Source organism: Moritella marina ATCC 15381, from assembly GCF_008931805.1.
GTDB classification, from domain to species: Bacteria; Pseudomonadota; Gammaproteobacteria; order Enterobacterales; family Moritellaceae; genus Moritella; species Moritella marina.
The window spans coordinates 1,383,245-1,399,455 of the sequence record NZ_CP044399.1 but is presented as its reverse complement, the minus strand read 5'-3'; the positions used below and the strand labels follow the sequence as shown (position 1 = coordinate 1,399,455).

Here is a 16,211-nt window from a genome sequence, read left to right as displayed (position 1 = left end):
AATTCGAAAATGAACTTATCTAACTAAAAAGTAATATGAGGATATCGATTGGATTTTTCAAGAGAAGAGGCAAATAAAATGATAAAAATTGAGTCTTAATCAATAATATCAAGACTAGCGGATATCTTATTTACTAAACCGCTTTCAACTTCTTTTACAGCCTGTTCAATTGCAAATTCAAAGGCAACCTGTTTAGCATTACCATGACTCTTAATTACAATACCCGGCAATCCTAACAAAGTTGCTCCGTTATACTGGTCGGGTTTCAAACGCTTTAGGCTGCTCATTATTAGTGGTTTGACCAATAATGATAATAATTTAGTAAATATGTTGTTATTTGATACAGATGTTAGCTGGGAAATAACCAGGTCAACAACACCTTCACTTGTTTTAAGTGCGACATTTCCAGTAAATCCATCACATACGATGACGTCCGCCTTACCAGAGAAGATATCGTTACCTTCAATAAAACCAATATAGTTTAAATTAGGGTTTTTAGACAATAACTGAGCGGCGTGTTTAACAAGGTCATTACCTTTAATGTCTTCTTGGCCGACATTGAGTAACGCGACCCGAGGAATTGGTATATTACCAACGTGCTCTGCGAGCGCAGACCCCATTAATGCAAATTGCAGCAATGCATCCGCATCACAACTGACATTCACACCTAAATCAAGCATATAAACAGGCTGTGTAGTCATAGAAGGCAATGTTGAAACAAGTGCAGGTCGATCAACAAAAGGAAGTACTTTAAGCAAGTGCCGTGAAAGCACCATCAGGGCGCCGGTATTACCTGCACTCACGCACGCTTGCGCTTTGCCTTCACGGACAAGGTTCAATGCCATACGCATAGAGGATTGCTTAAAATTACGCAGCGCTAATGCTGGAGCAAGATCCATGGGTATATCATCGAGACTAGGAATTATTGTAAAGCGAGACTTTATAGACGTAGAAGTATTCTGTAATAAAGAATTTATTTCAGCTTCGTTACCGACAAGGTATATAGAAAGGTACTTATACTTTTTCAGTATGTTTATTGCGGCGGGGATAGTGACATGGGGACCGAAATCGCCCCCCATGGCATCTAACGCAATGGTTAGATTAGGCAAAGTAAATAACTTATTTGTTAATTACTTTAACGCCTTTGTAGTAACCATCAGCTGTTACGTTGTGACGTAGGTGAGTTTCACCTGAAGTCACGTCAACAGTTGTAGCTGCTGCAGTTAGAGCGTCATGTGAACGACGTTGACCGCGGCGAGAGCGAGTTACTTTACTTTTTTGTACAGCCATTGGCCTATACTCCTGATTACTTGCGCTTTAATTCAGATAAAGCTGCAAATGGGTTGGGCTGCTCATCAGCAGGCTCGATTTCTCCGAAACTCATATCATTTGGATTCACTGAACAATCTTCCTCTTGGTGCAAAGCAACAAGCGGTAAATTGATAATCACTTCATCTTCAATGAATGAAATCGGATTGATTTCGCCATTTGCGTCCAATTCAATGGGCTCATAAGCATCTGGCAGATCGTCGACCTGTGAATCATTTTTCACAGGACTATATCTAAATTCGGTTTCACAAGCTTGCGTAAATATCCCGCCACAGCGCTGACATTCAAGGTTAACGGTTAGAGATACGCTACCCTGTATCACTATAAGACCTTGATTGTCTTTACTGAACGAAATTGATACCTCAGCATCACTTGGTTCACCTGCCGTTGCATCCGTAATACGTTTCAACAGACGAGCTTCAACACTAGTGTTAAAGTCCAATCTTTGTTGAGCGGTACGATAAGGATCAACAGTTACTGGTAGTTTTACCTTTTTCATAGGTTGCGGATAATATAGATTCATCATGTTAGAGTCAAAAGGAAAATGAAAAAAAATCACATTTACCTACAAAAATAGATATTTTGGCGTTAAAATCATCAAATAATTAAATAATTGATGATAGATAAACCATGAAACCTAAACTAATCCTTGCCTCAACATCACCGTTTCGTAAACAGATATTAGAAAAACTAAACTGCCCTTTCGATACCTTCAACCCTAAAGTTGATGAAACCGTCAAGCCAAACGAAACAGCTCAAATGCTTGTATCACGCCTAGCACTAGAAAAAGCTCAATCTGCCAGTCGGGAGTATAGTAACTCAATATGTATCGGATCGGATCAGGTTTGTGTCATTAATAACAAAATAATAGGTAAACCAGGTGATTTTGAAACAGCTTTTGCACAATTATCTGCCGTTTCTGCACAAAATATAACTTTTTACACAGGTCTTTCTGTTGTAAATCAATGCACAGATCATACAGATACGATAGTTGAAGAGTTCATTGTCCATTTTAGAGCGCTCACAAGCAGCCAGATCCGTTACTATCTTGAAACTGAAAAGCCGTATAATTGCGCAGGCAGTTTTATGTGTGAAGGACTTGGTATTGCATTATTTTCGAAATTAGAAGGTAAGGACCCAAATACCTTAATAGGATTACCACTGATTAGTTTAGTAAAACTACTACAAAAACAAGGTTACGACGTATTATCAAATTAAGTCGAATTAAAATTGATACGTCGAATACAAAAGAGCCAGTATCGATGATACTGGCTCTTTTGGTTTAGCGAATCTATTAACACATATTAATGATGTTTATATTTAGCACTTTTTCATTTTTTCTAACGCTCTAACAAGCGCCATGTCTAACGGCGCTTCAACTTCTTGTGTTTCTTCTGTACCCGGGTTGAAGAACTGTAGGCGTGCAGCATGTAAGAACAAGCGCTTCAAACCTAAACCGTTCATGTGCTTCGTAAACCCTGTATCGCCATATTTATCATCACAGGCAATTGGATGACCAGCGTGTAATGCATGAACACGGATCTGATGCGTACGACCTGTAATAGGACTTGCTTGTACTAGCGTGCCATTTTCATAACGTTGTATGATGCTGAAACGAGTCTGAGATTGCTTACCTTCATCGTCAACACGTACGATTCTCTCACCAGAGCTTACTGTATTCTTTAATAATGGCGCATTTACAACTCGAGTACTGCGCGGCCATGCACCAGCAACAAGTGCTTGGTAATCTTTTCGCATGGTTTTTAAGCGTAATTGCTCATGTAACGCTTTTAGCGTGCTGCGTTTTTTAGCAACAAGTAAACAGCCAGATGTATCACGATCGAGACGGTGTACCAATTCTAGGAACTTACTATCAGGACGGATTGCACGTAAACCTTCGATAAGACCAAAGCTTAATCCACTACCACCGTGTACAGCCATGCCCGATGGCTTATTAATAACTATTAAGTAGTTATCTTCATAGATGATTTGTGTTTCTAGTGCGCGCACAGAATCTAAATTTGCTGATGGTGAAATAGCTTCCGTTTCAGAAACGCGTACTGGCGGTACACGTACAATATCATTTGGCTGTAGTTTATACTCAGGCTTGATTCTTCCTTTGTTAACTCTCACCTCACCTTTACGAATGATGCGATAAATCATACTTTTTGGCACACCTTTTAATTTGGTGCGTAAAAAGTTATCAATGCGTTGGCCTTGATAATCTTCAGTAATAGTTACAAATTCTACTTTAGGTGAAATTTTATCAGTCATAATTATTTTATTGTCTAACTCAAATGCGTTTAGGTATCAATTTGAAACATATTTCTAAATTGAATGGAAAGTTATCTTGCTATATTAATACAGGCAGTGGGATAATACCCTCTGTACTGCTAAAAAAATACAGCCAAGAGTGATAATGGCTTTAGTATATCTGCTATTGAGGTAAATAATCATTTATTTATATCAATAAATACAGAATAACCAGGATGTCGTTATTCTTGCTGCGGGTTTTTAGCATACTTTTTGTATATAAGGTGTACGTTGATAGGGAGTTTCATTTATCCAGTAGGATACCACCTCCCACAATATCAACTTCTATATAAGACACCTTTCGATTGCAATTATACACGTTAGTTATTGATGGAATCTAATAAGTGCAGAAATAATCGTAAGACACTTGATCACATATTAGAGCATCTGATAGCGCCTTAATTTAAACAACCGAGAGGTTGATTATCTTACAGACACAAGGCCTGATGTACGTCTAACTAATTTATCCAAGCATGAAAATTAAATTATAAGTCATATAAAAATGAAAAGAATGTTAATTAATGCAACTCAAAAAGAAGAGTTGCGCGTTGCGCTAGTAGATGGACAACGCCTTTACGATTTAGATATTGAAAGCCCAGGTCACGAACAAAAGAAAGCGAACATCTACAAAGGTAAAATTACTCGTGTAGAACCTAGTTTAGAAGCTGCTTTTGTTGATTATGGTGCAGACCGTCACGGTTTCCTTCCTCTTAAAGAAATCTCTCGCACTTACTTCAAGCCAGGTTCAGGTAAGCAACGCGGACGTCCAAGTATCAAGGATGTTGTTGCTGAAGGTACTGAAGTTATTGTACAGATTGAAAAAGAAGAACGTGGTAATAAAGGTGCAGCATTAACTACATTCGTTAGTTTAGCAGGTAGTTACCTTGTTCTTATGCCAAACAACCCTCGCGCTGGCGGTATTTCTCGTCGAATTGAAGGTGATGAGCGTACTGAACTAAAATCTGCACTTTCTACATTAGAATTACCAGAAGGTATGGGACTTATTGTTCGTACTGCTGGTGTTGGTAAATCGGCTGAAGAACTCGAGTGGGATCTTAAAGTACTTTTAAATCATTGGGGAGCAATCCAAGATAGTGCTAAAGACCGCCAAGGTACCTTCTTAATTCATCAAGAAAGTAACGTAATTGCGCGTGCTATTCGTGATTATCTTCGTCGTGATATCGGTGAGATCCTTATCGATCATCCAAAAGCATTTGAAGAAGCAAAAAACCGCATCAAATTAATACGTCCTGATTTTATCGACCGTATTAAATTGTATCAAGGTGATGTGCCTTTATTCAATCATTACCAAATTGAAACTCAAATCGAATCTGCGTTCCAACGTGAAGTTCGCTTACCTTCAGGTGGTTCAATTGTAATTGACCCAACTGAAGCGTTAACGTCTATCGACATTAACTCAGCGCGCGCTACACGTGGTGGTGATATTGAAGAAACAGCATTAAATACTAACTTAGAAGCTGCAGATGAAGTTGCTCGTCAACTACGTTTACGCGATTTAGGTGGCCTTGTAGTTATCGATTTTATCGACATGGGTCCAGTTAAAAACCAACGTGAAGTAGAAAACTGCTTACGTGATGCAGTACGACAAGATCGTGCACGCATTCAATTAGGCCGTATCTCTCGATTTGGTTTAATGGAAATGTCTCGTCAACGTATCCGCCCTTCTCTAGGTGAGTCAAGCACGCACGTTTGTCCCCGCTGTGATGGCCAAGGTACTATCCGTGATAATGAATCTTTAGCACTTTCCATTCTACGTTTAATCGAAGAAGAATCGCTTAAAGAAAATACCAACCACATTGTAGCGCAAGTACCAGTACCTGTTGCTGCTTACTTACTAAATGAAAAACGTAATTCAATTCTTCGTTTAGAAAAGCGTTATAAAGTTAAAAGCTTTATCATTCCAAATGAGAACTTACAAACACCTCATTTTGAAGTATCTCGTGTTAAAGCAGATGACGACAACTCAGAATTGTCGAGTACTGATTTAGCTAAACCACGTGAATTTAATCGTTATGAGCCTAAAGTAAATAACGAAACTGTTCAGCCGTTGGTACAACAAATTAATGCAACTGAAGCTAAAACAGCAAAACCAAGCCCTGCTGTGAAGAAAGTGACCGCTGACACGGCACCGAAAGCACCAGCTAAAGCTAAGGTAGTTAAGCCCGCAGCAGATAAAGGCTCTATGTTTAGCCGCCTCGGTAAAGCAATTACAGGGTTCTTTGCCAGCGATGACAAAGTTGTTGTTAAAGAAACAGTTAAAGACACATCTAAAAAGCCGGTTGTGGATAAAGCGCCTACTAGCCGTCATAATAGTGATGAAACACGTAAACCACGTAATCGTCGCAATCGTAAGCCTCGTAACCCTGAAAATGTTGATAACAAACAACAAGACGCAAATAAAAAAGCAGATGTTGAAGCTAAACAGCATAACAAGTTCGAAGCAAGACAAAAAACATCGAATCAATCAACTCAAGAAAAACAACCTGTACAGTCGAAAAACGTAAAGGAAGCAAAAGAAGAAGGCCGTTCGCAAAATCAAGCTGTATTAGCTGAACGTCGTCAACGTCGTAACATGCGTAAGAAAGTACGTGTAACGAATCCCGAACAAGAGGTTGCTACAGAGTTAAAACAAACTCCTGCTGATTCACACAAAGTGAAACAAGACGATAAGGCACAGCCAGCTAAGCGCACTCGTCGTAGCCCTAGAAATGCTAGAACGAATGATGCTCAAAAAGTTGAACACGCCCAAGTAGCAACAACAGCTACAGTAAAAGCTGAAGTTGTTAAGCCAGTAACGACTAAAGTAGCTAAACCAGTGACGACTGAAGCAACCAAGCCTGTAACTGCTGAAGTAACTAAACCGGTAACTGCTGAAGTAACTAAACCGGTAACAGCTAAAGTAACCAAGCCTGTAACTGCTGAAGTAACTAAGCCTGTAACTGCTGAAGTAACTAAACCGGTAACAGCTAAAGTAACCAAGCCTGTAACTGCTGAAGTAACTAAGCCTGTAACTGCTGAAGTAACTAAGCCTGTAACTGCTGAAGTAACTAAGCCTGTAACTGCTGAAGTAACTAAGCCTGTAACTGCTGAAGTAACTAAGCCTGTAACTGCTGAAGTAACTAAGCCTGTAACTGCTGAAGTAGTTAAGCCTGTAACAGTAACAGCGAAAGCAACTAAACCTGTTATGCATACAGCTGCTGCAGCTAAACCTGCGCCAGTAGCTGAAACAACGACAACTGTTATTGCCCCTACAGCAAAATCATCGACTGAACGTGTAAAAATTGAAACGAAATCAGTTTCACGTCAAATGCACTCAGCTCCAGCTGCACGCCCTGGTGCTACTCCTGCAATTGAAACACCTGTTGTTGAAACACCTGTTGCTGAAACACCTGTTGCTGAAACACCTGTTGTTGAAACACCTGTTGTTGAAACACCTGTTGTTGAAACACCTGTTGCTGAAACACCTGTTGTTGAAACACCTGTTGTTGAAACACCTGTTGTTGAAACACCTGTTGTTGAAACACCTGTTGTTGAAACACCTGTTGCTGAAACACCTGTTGTTGAAACACCTGTTGTTGAAACACCTGTTGTTGAAACACCTGTTGTTGAAACACCTGTTGTTACTGAAACGCCAGTAGCTTACAAAGCTATCGACGTAACACCACTTGCAGCGTTACAAGCTGAAGGTACAACATCGAAGAAAACTAACTTCACCGTTAAGATGGCAACACCTCAACAGGTAGCGCCTTCAAAAACTAACTTTGTTGCTAAAGTTGGTGTCGTTCAACGCCCATTAATTGATGTGGCAGCTGGACCTGGTGGTAGTCAATTTGCATCGTCAGAAAGCAAATCACCTACTACATTAGCTAAATAATAACTATTATCAAAAAATAACTATTAGCTAAATTAAAAGCCGCATAAATTGCGGCTTTTTTAGTATTTATTTAAATACTTTTTAAGAGCAAGATCGTGTCAAATGGACATTATCTTGCTACTTTTTTATTCATTAATGACAACTCGGTAACTTAAAATTTATGTTTGAATTTCCAAAATATTCGATGGCATCAGTTAAAAATGATGTTTTATCTGGTCTAACCGTTGCACTGGCACTTGTACCAGAAGCGGTTGCATTTGCTTTTGTAGCAGGTGTAGAACCTTTAGTTGGTTTGTATGCAGCCTTTATGGTTGGTTTAATTACCGCTATCTTTGGTGGGCGTCCAGGAATGATCTCTGGTGCAACAGGCGCGATGGCTGTTGTAATGGTAGCGTTAGTTGCCGACAATGGTGTGGAATACTTATTTGCCGCAGTGGTACTTGCGGGTCTACTGCAAGTATTAGCCGGTGTATTTAAACTCGGTAAGTTCATTCGTATCGTGCCACACCCAGTAATGATGGGGTTTGTTAACGGTCTTGCAATTGTTATTTTCCTAGCACAGCTTGGTCAATTCAAATTCATTGACACTAACGGTGATCTTGCTTGGTTACAAGGCTCTCAACTCTATATCATGCTTGGTTTGGTTGCGCTTACAATGGCGATTATTCACTTCCTACCCAAATTAACTAAAGCGGTTCCATCTTCGCTTGTTGCTATTGTATCTGTGACATTGATTGTTTATTACATGGGTCTTGATACACGTACAGTCGTTGATTTTGTTCGCTCGATGACTGGCGATGATAATGCAACAATCTCTGGTTCACTGCCAACGTTTAGTATTCCAAGCGTACCATTTACACTTGAAACGCTTTATATCATTCTACCTTATTCATTAATTCTTGCTGCTGTTGGTCTTATTGAATCACTACTAACACTAACCGTTATTGATGAAATGACCGGTACACGTGGTAAAGGCAATCAAGAATGTGTCGCTCAAGGTGCTTCAAACATCGTAAACGGTTTCTTCGGTGCGATGGGTGGTTGTGCAATGATTGGTCAATCAATGATCAACATTAACTCTGGTGGTCGTGGTCGTCTATCTGGTATCACAGCAGCGATCTCATTATTGTTATTCATTTTGTTCTTCTCTTCACTCATTGAAGTTATCCCACTAGCTGCGCTTGTTGGTGTTATGTTCATGGTTGTGATTGGTACATTTGAATGGGCAACATTCCGTGTTATGCGTAAGATCCCTAAAGCAGATACTTTCGTTATTGTCCTTGTAACTGTCGTAACAGTATTTACCGATTTAGCTGTTGCAGTGATAATTGGTGTTATCGTTTCTGCGCTACGCTTCGCATGGGAGCACGCAGCACACATTAATGCAGTAGTATCTACAGAAGAATCTGGTAGCAAAGTATACAAAGTTAATGGTCCATTATTCTTTGGTTCTGTAAGCCACTTCTTAGAGTTATTTGATGCATCAGTTGATCCGCAAGATGTAATCATTGATTTTGCTAACTCACGTGTTTGTGACCATTCAGCAATTGAAGCCATTGATACACTAGCAGAACGCTACATCGCTGAAGGTAAGGTTTTACACCTTCGTCACCTATCATTAGAATGTAAGCAACTGATGAAGCGTGCTGGAGACATGATTGAAGTTAATCTAATCGAAGATCCTGAATACCATATCGCATCAGATAAATTAGGCGGGTAATACGCCTCTCCCCTACTTCTTTTAATTAAGTTGTAGGGTCGTATATTAACTGTTATACGCTCATTGATAACAGGCATAAAAAAACCGGCATAAGCCGGTTTTTTATTATCTGATGAAACGCTAATCTTTTACGATTGTTTCTACTTTCGCTTTTAACTTCTGACCTGGTTTAAAAGTCACAACACGACGAGCTGTAATTGGTATATCTTCACCTGTTTTAGGGTTACGACCAGGTCGTTCGCCTTTATCACGTAGGTCAAAATTACCAAAACCAGATATTTTAACTTGTTCGTTAACTTCTAAAGATAAACGGATTTCTTCAAAGAAAGCTTCTACCATTTCTTTAGATTCACGTTTACTTAGACCAACATCGTTAAATAATGTTTCAGCAATATCAGCTTTGGTTAGTGCCATAAATTAATCCCTCAAGGATGCATTGAATTCAGATGAAATAGCTTCAACAATATGATTAACTGCTTCAGATATCTCTTTTTCTTCCAAGGTGCGTGATATATCTTGTAAGGTTAAGCTGATAGCTAGGCTCTTATGACCTTCCACAACACCTGTACCTTGGTATACATCAAACAAGTTTATGCCAACTAACTGATTCCCGCCAACTTTTTTGATAAAGTTCAGTACATCTCCCGCATTAACAGCATCTTTAACAATCATAGCGATGTCACGACGGTTAGCAGGAAACTTAGAAACTTCAGCAGCTTGCGGTAATTTACGAGCTGTTAACGTTGCAAGTTCAATCTCAAGAATAATCGTTGATCCATTTAGGCCTAACTTCTTCTCTAATGAAGGATGGATAGCACCAATATGACCAACTAAGCGACCAGCATAGAATATTTCAGCGCTTTGACCAGGGTGTAAACCAGGATGACTTGCACGTTTAAGTACAAATTCATCAGTATTACAAGTTTGGTCCAGCAATGCATCTAAATCACCTTTAAGGTCAAAATAGTCTACCGCTTTGCTTTCTTGAGTCCAAGATTCAGCATTTGCTGTACCAGCAATAATAGCGCCAAGCATCGGCACTTGAAGCACACCGTTTTCAACTGACTCATCTTTGATGAAAGTCAGACCCGTTTCAAATAAACGGATACGTTGTTGTTGACGTTTTTGGTTAGCGACAACCGCTTCAACCAAACCAGTAAACATGCTCACGCGCATTACAGACATCTCAATCGAAATAGGATGCGGTAATGTTAGGTGATCAGCTTCAGGGTGTAGCAAGAATTGACGTTTAGGATCTACAAAGCTATATGTAATTGCTTCTTGGAAACCACGGTCAACCATTAAGTCACGGATACGACGTACAGGTAATGTCGCTTCGTCATGATTCGTCATCTTCAGTGGTGCTACAGGCGCAACATTTGGGATGTTATTATAACCAAATACACGAGCAACTTCTTCAATCAGATCAACTTCAACTTCGATATCGAAACGGAATGAAGGAGAAGTAACAGTCCACGTGTCATTTTCAAACGTAGGCGCTAGGCCTAGCGTGTTTAAAATGTCAGTTACTTTTTCATCTTCAACGTGAAAACCAATTACTTTATCCAATTGATGACGACGTAAGCTAATTGGAGCATGCTTAGGTAATGTCGCTTCAGTTGTTACATCAACAACCGGTGCAACCTCACCACCACAAATGTCAACGATTAACTGTGTCGCACGTTCCATCGCTTGGTATTGTAGTTCAAAATCAACACCACGTTCAAAACGGTGTGATGAATCAGTGTGTAGACCGTATGCACGCGCACGACCAGTGATCGCTAACGGGCTAAAAAATGCAGACTCTAATAAGATAGAGTTAGTTGCAGTCGTTACACCCGTTTTTTCGCCACCGAAGATACCGGCCATTGCGATAGCACCAGAGTCATCAGCAATAACAAGCGTATTGTCGTTAAGCTTAACTTCATTGCCATCAAGCAGCGTTAATTTTTCATCTTGGTTAGCAAGACGAACATTAATCGCACCTGTCAATGTTGCAAGATCAAATGCATGCATTGGTTGGCCAAGTTCTAACAATACATAGTTAGTTACGTCAACAATAGGATCAATTGAACGTGTACCACAACGACGTAAACGCTCAACCATCCATAAAGGTGTTTTAGCGCTCATATCTAAGTTACTGATCACACGACCAAGGTAACGCGGACATTGTTCAGTTGCAGTAACAGTAACACTTACCGCTTCAGCACTTGTTTCTGTTGCATTAGCCCATTCTGGAACCGTTACAGCGATGTTATTTAACACACCGACTTCACGCGCAATACCTGCTATGCTTAGGCAATCTGCACGGTTTGGTGTTAGATCAACTTCAATCGTAACATCATCAAGACCAAGAAACTCACGGATACAAGTACCCGGTACAGCATCAGCAGGTAATTCAATGATACCATCAGCTGATTCAGCCATGCCCATTTCAGATTCAGAACACAGCATACCAAACGATGGTTGACCACGTAGTTTTGCTTTTTTGATTTTGAAATCGCCAGGTAATACGGCGCCGACAGTTGCAACAGCAACTTTAAGGCCTGCACGGCAGTTCGATGCGCCGCATACGATGTCGATAAGCTCTTCAGCACCGATATCGATTTTAGTTACTTGCAATTTATCTGCATCTGGATGCTGTCCACATTCAACAACATGACCTACAACGATACCAGTGAAATCACCAGCAACTGCATCAATGCCATCTACTTCAAGACCAGCCATCGTAATTTGATGCGCTAGCTCTTCATTTGTAAGACCTGGTTTAACCCAAGTTTGTAACCATTCATTACTGAATTTCATTTTAGTGTCCTATCTTATTTAAACTGCTTGAGGAAACGTAAATCATTTTCGAAAAATGAACGTAAATCGTTAACGCCATAGCGAAGCATCGCTAAACGTTCAACACCCATACCAAAGGCAAAGCCAGAGTATTTCTCAGGGTCGATTCCAACAGACGTTAATACGTTAGGGTGTACCATGCCGCAGCCTAGTACTTCTAACCATTTACCGTTTTTGCCCATTACATCTACTTCAGCTGAAGTTTCTGTAAACGGGAAATAAGAAGGACGGAAACGAATTTCTAAATCTTCTTCAAAGAAGTTGTTTAGGAAGTCGTGTAACACACCTTTCAGCTCACTAAAGCTTACTTTTTCGTCAACAAATAGACCTTCTACTTGATGGAACATTGGTGTGTGTGTTTGATCGTAATCGTTACGGTAAACACGGCCTGGAGAGATAATACGAATAGGTGGTTTTTCCACTTCCATCGTACGGATCTGAACACCAGACGTTTGTGTTCTAAGTACTAATTTAGGATTAAAGTAAAATGTATCGTGATCCGCACGAGCAGGATGGTGCTCAGGGATATTCAATGCATCAAAGTTGTGATAATCATCTTCAACTTCTGGACCAGATTTAACAGCGAAACCTAATTCACCGAAAAATGATTCAATACGTTCGATAGTACGTGTTACGGGATGTAGACCACCATTTAGGTTGGTACGACCCGGAGCAGTAACATCAATCATTTCTTCAGCTAATTTAGCATCTAGAACTGCTTGTTGGAATGCATCACGTTTCTCGTTAATAACTTTTTGAACTTCTTGTTTCGCAATGTTAATCGCTTGACCAGCTTTAGGTTTCTCTGCTGGAGGCAGTTTTCCTAATGTTTTCATCTGTTCAGTCAAAATACCCTTTTTACCAAGGTATTCAACACGGACAGTATCTAATGTTGCTAGATCTGTTGCGTTTGCTACGGCTTCTACGGCCTGTACTATTATTTCTTTGAGGTGTTGCATGTTTTTCTTATCACCCTGTTGGCAGGAAAAGTGAATAGATTCATTCAGTAATGGATGATTTTACTCAAAAGTAAGCTGAAGTGCTAGTCCTTAAGCTGAATCAAGTTGTTCATTATCAACAAAATCGACTAAAAGTCGAGGTTTGGCTATTAAATAGCCTTGCACATAATCAATGCCGATTTCTGATAGGATATTTTTGATGTTTTCATTTTCAACATATTCTGCAACCGTCTTAATATTTACCGCCCTAGCGATATCATTGAATGACTTAACCATCGTATAATCGATGTTATCAGTTTCGATATTTTCGACAAATGCACCATCAATTTTGAGCTGATCAATAGGCAGACGTTTGATGTAACTATATGAAGAAAAACCACTACCAAAATCATCCAAACTAAAACGACAACCTAATGCTTTAAATTTATTCATGAATAAAATTGTTTGATCAAAGTCCATTATGGCTTGGCTTTCTGTTATTTCAAAGCATAGCTTTTCGGCTGGTATACCATAACTTGCAATTGTATTTTCAATGAATGTGTGCATGCTTCTATCAACTAAAGATTGCCCACATAAATTAATTGATGCGGAACTTAGATTAACCAGATGTTCTGGATTAGATGATAGCCACTGACAGTATGTTTTGACAACCCAACGGTCTAACTGAGTCATGAAATTATAATTTTCAGCGGCGGCGATAAATTCACTTGGCGATTGTAAATTACCCTCCTCATCTCTCAAACGCAGTAATATTTCATAACGATAACCTTCTTGAATATCAGCTGATAATGGCATTATAGTTTGAAATGCTAATTCAAACCTGTCAGCATCTAACGCTTCTCGTAATACCCCTATCCAGCGCATTTCTCGTTGATGACCCAACATAACATCATTGCACTTACTATAGACATGCACACGGTTACGCCCCTGCTCTTTAGCTGTATAACACGCTGTATCGGCGAGACTTAACGCTTGTGCAAAGTTTTCAATTGACTCATCAAGTATCACGATACCGATACTCACGCCAAGCACAAAGTGACGTCCTTGATGTGTAAATCTAAAATCTTCAATACCACAACGGATAGTATCTGCGACCTCGAGTGCATTATCAAAATTGGTGTGATTAAGTAAAATACCAAACTCATCGCCACCTAGACGTGCTAATATTGCCGTGTCATCAAGAAATGACTTTAAAACAACCGTAATTTTTTTCAATAATGAATCACCAACATCATGGCCACATATATCGTTAACCAATTTAAACTGGTCAAGATCTAAGTAAAGCAAAATATTGTCTTCGAGTACTGAGCGGTTAGTCTCTAATGACACACCGACCAGCTTCTCAAAATGGATACGATTAACTAAGCCTGTTAGCTGATCATACTTTGCAATAGACTCGAGTTTAATCTCATGCTGCTTACGTTTAGTCGTGTTAACGAATGAGCCATCAATAACGGTAATATCGGGTTGTATATTTAAGCGCATATTAATTTCGCCATGAAAAATCTCACCATAACGGTCATAACCCGTCATCTCAACGCTATTCACTTCGCCTTTAATCTGCAAGGTAGCGATTATTTCATCACGCAAATCTGGGTTAGCATAAAAGTCATCCGCTTTAAAATGACCCGATTTATTCATATCTTCAAGATTAATAAAACCCAATATCCGACACATTGACTTATTCATCGCCAATACGTTCCCTTCCATCGACGTCGTAAACATACCCTCTGCTGCATTTTGAAACACGCTGTAATAACGTTCATTGACAGAGGTCATCTGTTTTTCTACATTTTTTTTGACGACCCTGTCATGTGCCATCTGTTTTGCAAAGTTCCAGCATAAATAAACCAATACAATTAACGCTGTACATGCTGAGATATAATCTGAAAATTCAAAATCACCCAGTAACCCAAACCGCGTGAGAATATGTATATCAATACCGAGTATAAAATACACCAGAGAGAGTACATAAAAGCGCACATCTTTCGATTCGTCGTGGATAAAAAACAAACCACAAACTATCGATAGGAGCGTAATACCTAACGCTAAAGCTGAAACAAAAATAATACCTATTTTGAATGAAAATAATAACGGGCTTAGCATGACCATTAATGAAGCAACAATTAACATCTTAATCGATAAGGAAAACCAAGGACGGTAGCGTAGATTAAGCAGTTGCCGTGCAAACAAACTCAAGTTTAACCCTATCCCCCCCATCAACATCACAATCATCGAGTCATAATATTGGCTAATAACATTAATTTTATACACAAACCCAAAACCTTCGACTATCGCTATAACGGACAAATAACAGATAATAAAAACGATATATTGAATCAAACGCACTTCATGAAGATGAATATACAAAAAGGTCAAATAACAAACCATCATCAAGAATAAACCGAAAAACAGTCCAACCAATAATTTGTGCTGTGATTGTTGATCAATAAAATCGTTGGCATCCCAAAGCGTCAATGGCGTTTGTAAAAAGGCTGTTGTTTTAAGGCGGATAAAATAGTCCGTTGTTTCATCAGCACCGAGCTTAAAGCCTGTAGAGAAGGTTAAGTTAGACATGTTATCGTCAGCATGACGGCGAGTACCCAATCTTTTTACATTCGTACTACCATCCTCATTAATCAGATATAAATCTATGTTATCCAATAACGAATCACCAAAATCGAGAATTAAGTATTTATCTACGTCTGTTTGATTAACAATGTTGCCTTTAAACCAGAAAGTACTATCGGAAAAGCCAAAATTAAAATGCGTTTGATTACTTTTAACCCAAGGAATAGCGGCTTGTCTTTGCGACAAATAATCAAATGTATAAGAATTGGTTTTATCTTCGAAATACTTTATCGATGAGCCTAGATGGGCAACTTCAAAATTAGTGTCGATAATAGTTCCTTCAGCCTGTGCAAAAGTACTATTTAAACTGAATACAGTGAGCAGAAATACGGATAATAAAAAATGCATAAAGTTGAATATCTATCTCAAAATTATTTTAAATTGATAAATCGATATTACAGAAAAGCATTATGCAAGTATATAGAGGGTTTTATAGACAGCTCTTTATAGTTATTTTATCGTTCAGTAGGCTTAATTATTTATAGGTAGTTGTATGGTTTATGACTAGCCTATGGCCTGA

The 16,211-nt window shown here is 39.2% G+C and carries 11 protein-coding genes; 3 read left to right on the top strand and 8 right to left on the bottom strand.

From position 1 onward, the window contains the following. Nucleotides 1–95 precede the first annotated feature (95 nt). The 3 genes from plsX to yceD are packed head-to-tail and all read right to left on the bottom strand — an operon-like array spanning nucleotide 96 to nucleotide 1,855. On the bottom strand, nucleotides 96–1,109 hold the full coding sequence (plsX, locus tag FR932_RS06300; protein ID WP_026032063.1) for a phosphate acyltransferase PlsX: 1,014 nt from the start codon (nucleotides 1,107–1,109) through the stop codon (nucleotides 96–98). Between the two features lie 10 nt (nucleotides 1,110–1,119). Beyond that, complete coding sequence (gene rpmF / locus FR932_RS06295; RefSeq protein WP_006033904.1) at nucleotides 1,120–1,290, bottom strand: 50S ribosomal protein L32; 171 nt, start codon at nucleotides 1,288–1,290, stop codon at nucleotides 1,120–1,122. Between the two features lie 16 nt (nucleotides 1,291–1,306). Then, the gene (gene yceD, locus FR932_RS06290) at nucleotides 1,307–1,855 is read right to left on the bottom strand and encodes a 23S rRNA accumulation protein YceD (protein ID WP_081588309.1); all 549 of its coding nucleotides are present in this window, start codon (nucleotides 1,853–1,855) and stop codon (nucleotides 1,307–1,309) included. Between the two features lie 104 nt (nucleotides 1,856–1,959). Between yceD and FR932_RS06285 the strand changes: the two genes are divergently transcribed. After that, on the top strand, nucleotides 1,960–2,547 hold the full coding sequence (locus FR932_RS06285) for a Maf family protein (protein WP_019440315.1): 588 nt from the start codon (nucleotides 1,960–1,962) through the stop codon (nucleotides 2,545–2,547). A gap of 102 nt (nucleotides 2,548–2,649) precedes the next feature. Here FR932_RS06285 and rluC read toward each other — a convergent pair whose 3' ends face one another. Continuing rightward, nucleotides 2,650–3,603 carry a 23S rRNA pseudouridine(955/2504/2580) synthase RluC gene (gene rluC / locus FR932_RS06280; RefSeq protein WP_019440316.1) on the bottom strand — a complete coding sequence of 318 codons (954 nt, stop codon included), beginning with the start codon at nucleotides 3,601–3,603 and terminating at the stop codon, nucleotides 2,650–2,652. A 541-nt stretch (nucleotides 3,604–4,144) separates the two neighbouring features. Here rluC and rne point away from each other — a divergent pair. Together rne and FR932_RS06270 are read left to right on the top strand one after the other, a co-directional pair. Continuing rightward, the gene (gene rne / locus FR932_RS06275) at nucleotides 4,145–7,537 is read left to right on the top strand and encodes a ribonuclease E (protein ID WP_425325881.1); all 3,393 of its coding nucleotides are present in this window, start codon (nucleotides 4,145–4,147) and stop codon (nucleotides 7,535–7,537) included. Between the two features lie 160 nt (nucleotides 7,538–7,697). Then, on the top strand, nucleotides 7,698–9,257 hold the full coding sequence (locus FR932_RS06270; RefSeq protein WP_019439698.1) for a SulP family inorganic anion transporter: 1,560 nt from the start codon (nucleotides 7,698–7,700) through the stop codon (nucleotides 9,255–9,257). 120 nt (nucleotides 9,258–9,377) lie between these two features. Here the strand turns inward: FR932_RS06270 and ihfA are convergent, their stop codons facing one another. From ihfA to FR932_RS06250, 4 genes are all read right to left on the bottom strand, one after another. Beyond that, nucleotides 9,378–9,671, bottom strand: coding sequence for an integration host factor subunit alpha (ihfA, locus tag FR932_RS06265; protein WP_017223241.1), 294 nt, complete (start codon nucleotides 9,669–9,671; stop codon nucleotides 9,378–9,380). Between the two features lie 3 nt (nucleotides 9,672–9,674). Then, complete coding sequence (pheT, locus tag FR932_RS06260) at nucleotides 9,675–12,062, bottom strand: phenylalanine--tRNA ligase subunit beta (protein WP_019439699.1); 2,388 nt, start codon at nucleotides 12,060–12,062, stop codon at nucleotides 9,675–9,677. Between the two features lie 14 nt (nucleotides 12,063–12,076). Further along, nucleotides 12,077–13,060 (bottom strand): phenylalanine--tRNA ligase subunit alpha, encoded by a 984-nt coding sequence (gene pheS / locus FR932_RS06255; RefSeq protein ID WP_019439700.1) that lies wholly within the window; start codon nucleotides 13,058–13,060, stop codon nucleotides 12,077–12,079. A 90-nt stretch (nucleotides 13,061–13,150) separates the two neighbouring features. Then, complete coding sequence (locus tag FR932_RS06250; protein ID WP_019439701.1) at nucleotides 13,151–16,039, bottom strand: EAL domain-containing protein; 2,889 nt, start codon at nucleotides 16,037–16,039, stop codon at nucleotides 13,151–13,153. Nucleotides 16,040–16,211: the final 172 nt, after the last annotated feature.

What these genes read in the sequence shown, in the direction of transcription:
- pheT (WP_019439699.1), bottom strand. Translation starts at nt 12,062, where the DNA reads ATGAAATTCAGTAATGAATGGTTACAAACTTGGGTTAAACCAGGTCTT.
- FR932_RS06270 (WP_019439698.1), top strand. Translation starts at nt 7,698, where the DNA reads ATGTTTGAATTTCCAAAATATTCGATGGCATCAGTTAAAAATGATGTT.
- pheS (WP_019439700.1), bottom strand. Translation starts at nt 13,060, where the DNA reads ATGCAACACCTCAAAGAAATAATAGTACAGGCCGTAGAAGCCGTAGCA.
- FR932_RS06250 (WP_019439701.1), bottom strand. Translation starts at nt 16,039, where the DNA reads ATGCATTTTTTATTATCCGTATTTCTGCTCACTGTATTCAGTTTAAAT.
- yceD (WP_081588309.1), bottom strand. Translation starts at nt 1,855, where the DNA reads ATGATGAATCTATATTATCCGCAACCTATGAAAAAGGTAAAACTACCA.
- rluC (WP_019440316.1), bottom strand. Translation starts at nt 3,603, where the DNA reads ATGACTGATAAAATTTCACCTAAAGTAGAATTTGTAACTATTACTGAA.
- rpmF (WP_006033904.1), bottom strand. Translation starts at nt 1,290, where the DNA reads ATGGCTGTACAAAAAAGTAAAGTAACTCGCTCTCGCCGCGGTCAACGT.
- FR932_RS06285 (WP_019440315.1), top strand. Translation starts at nt 1,960, where the DNA reads ATGAAACCTAAACTAATCCTTGCCTCAACATCACCGTTTCGTAAACAG.
- ihfA (WP_017223241.1), bottom strand. Translation starts at nt 9,671, where the DNA reads ATGGCACTAACCAAAGCTGATATTGCTGAAACATTATTTAACGATGTT.
- rne (WP_425325881.1), top strand. Translation starts at nt 4,145, where the DNA reads ATGAAAAGAATGTTAATTAATGCAACTCAAAAAGAAGAGTTGCGCGTT.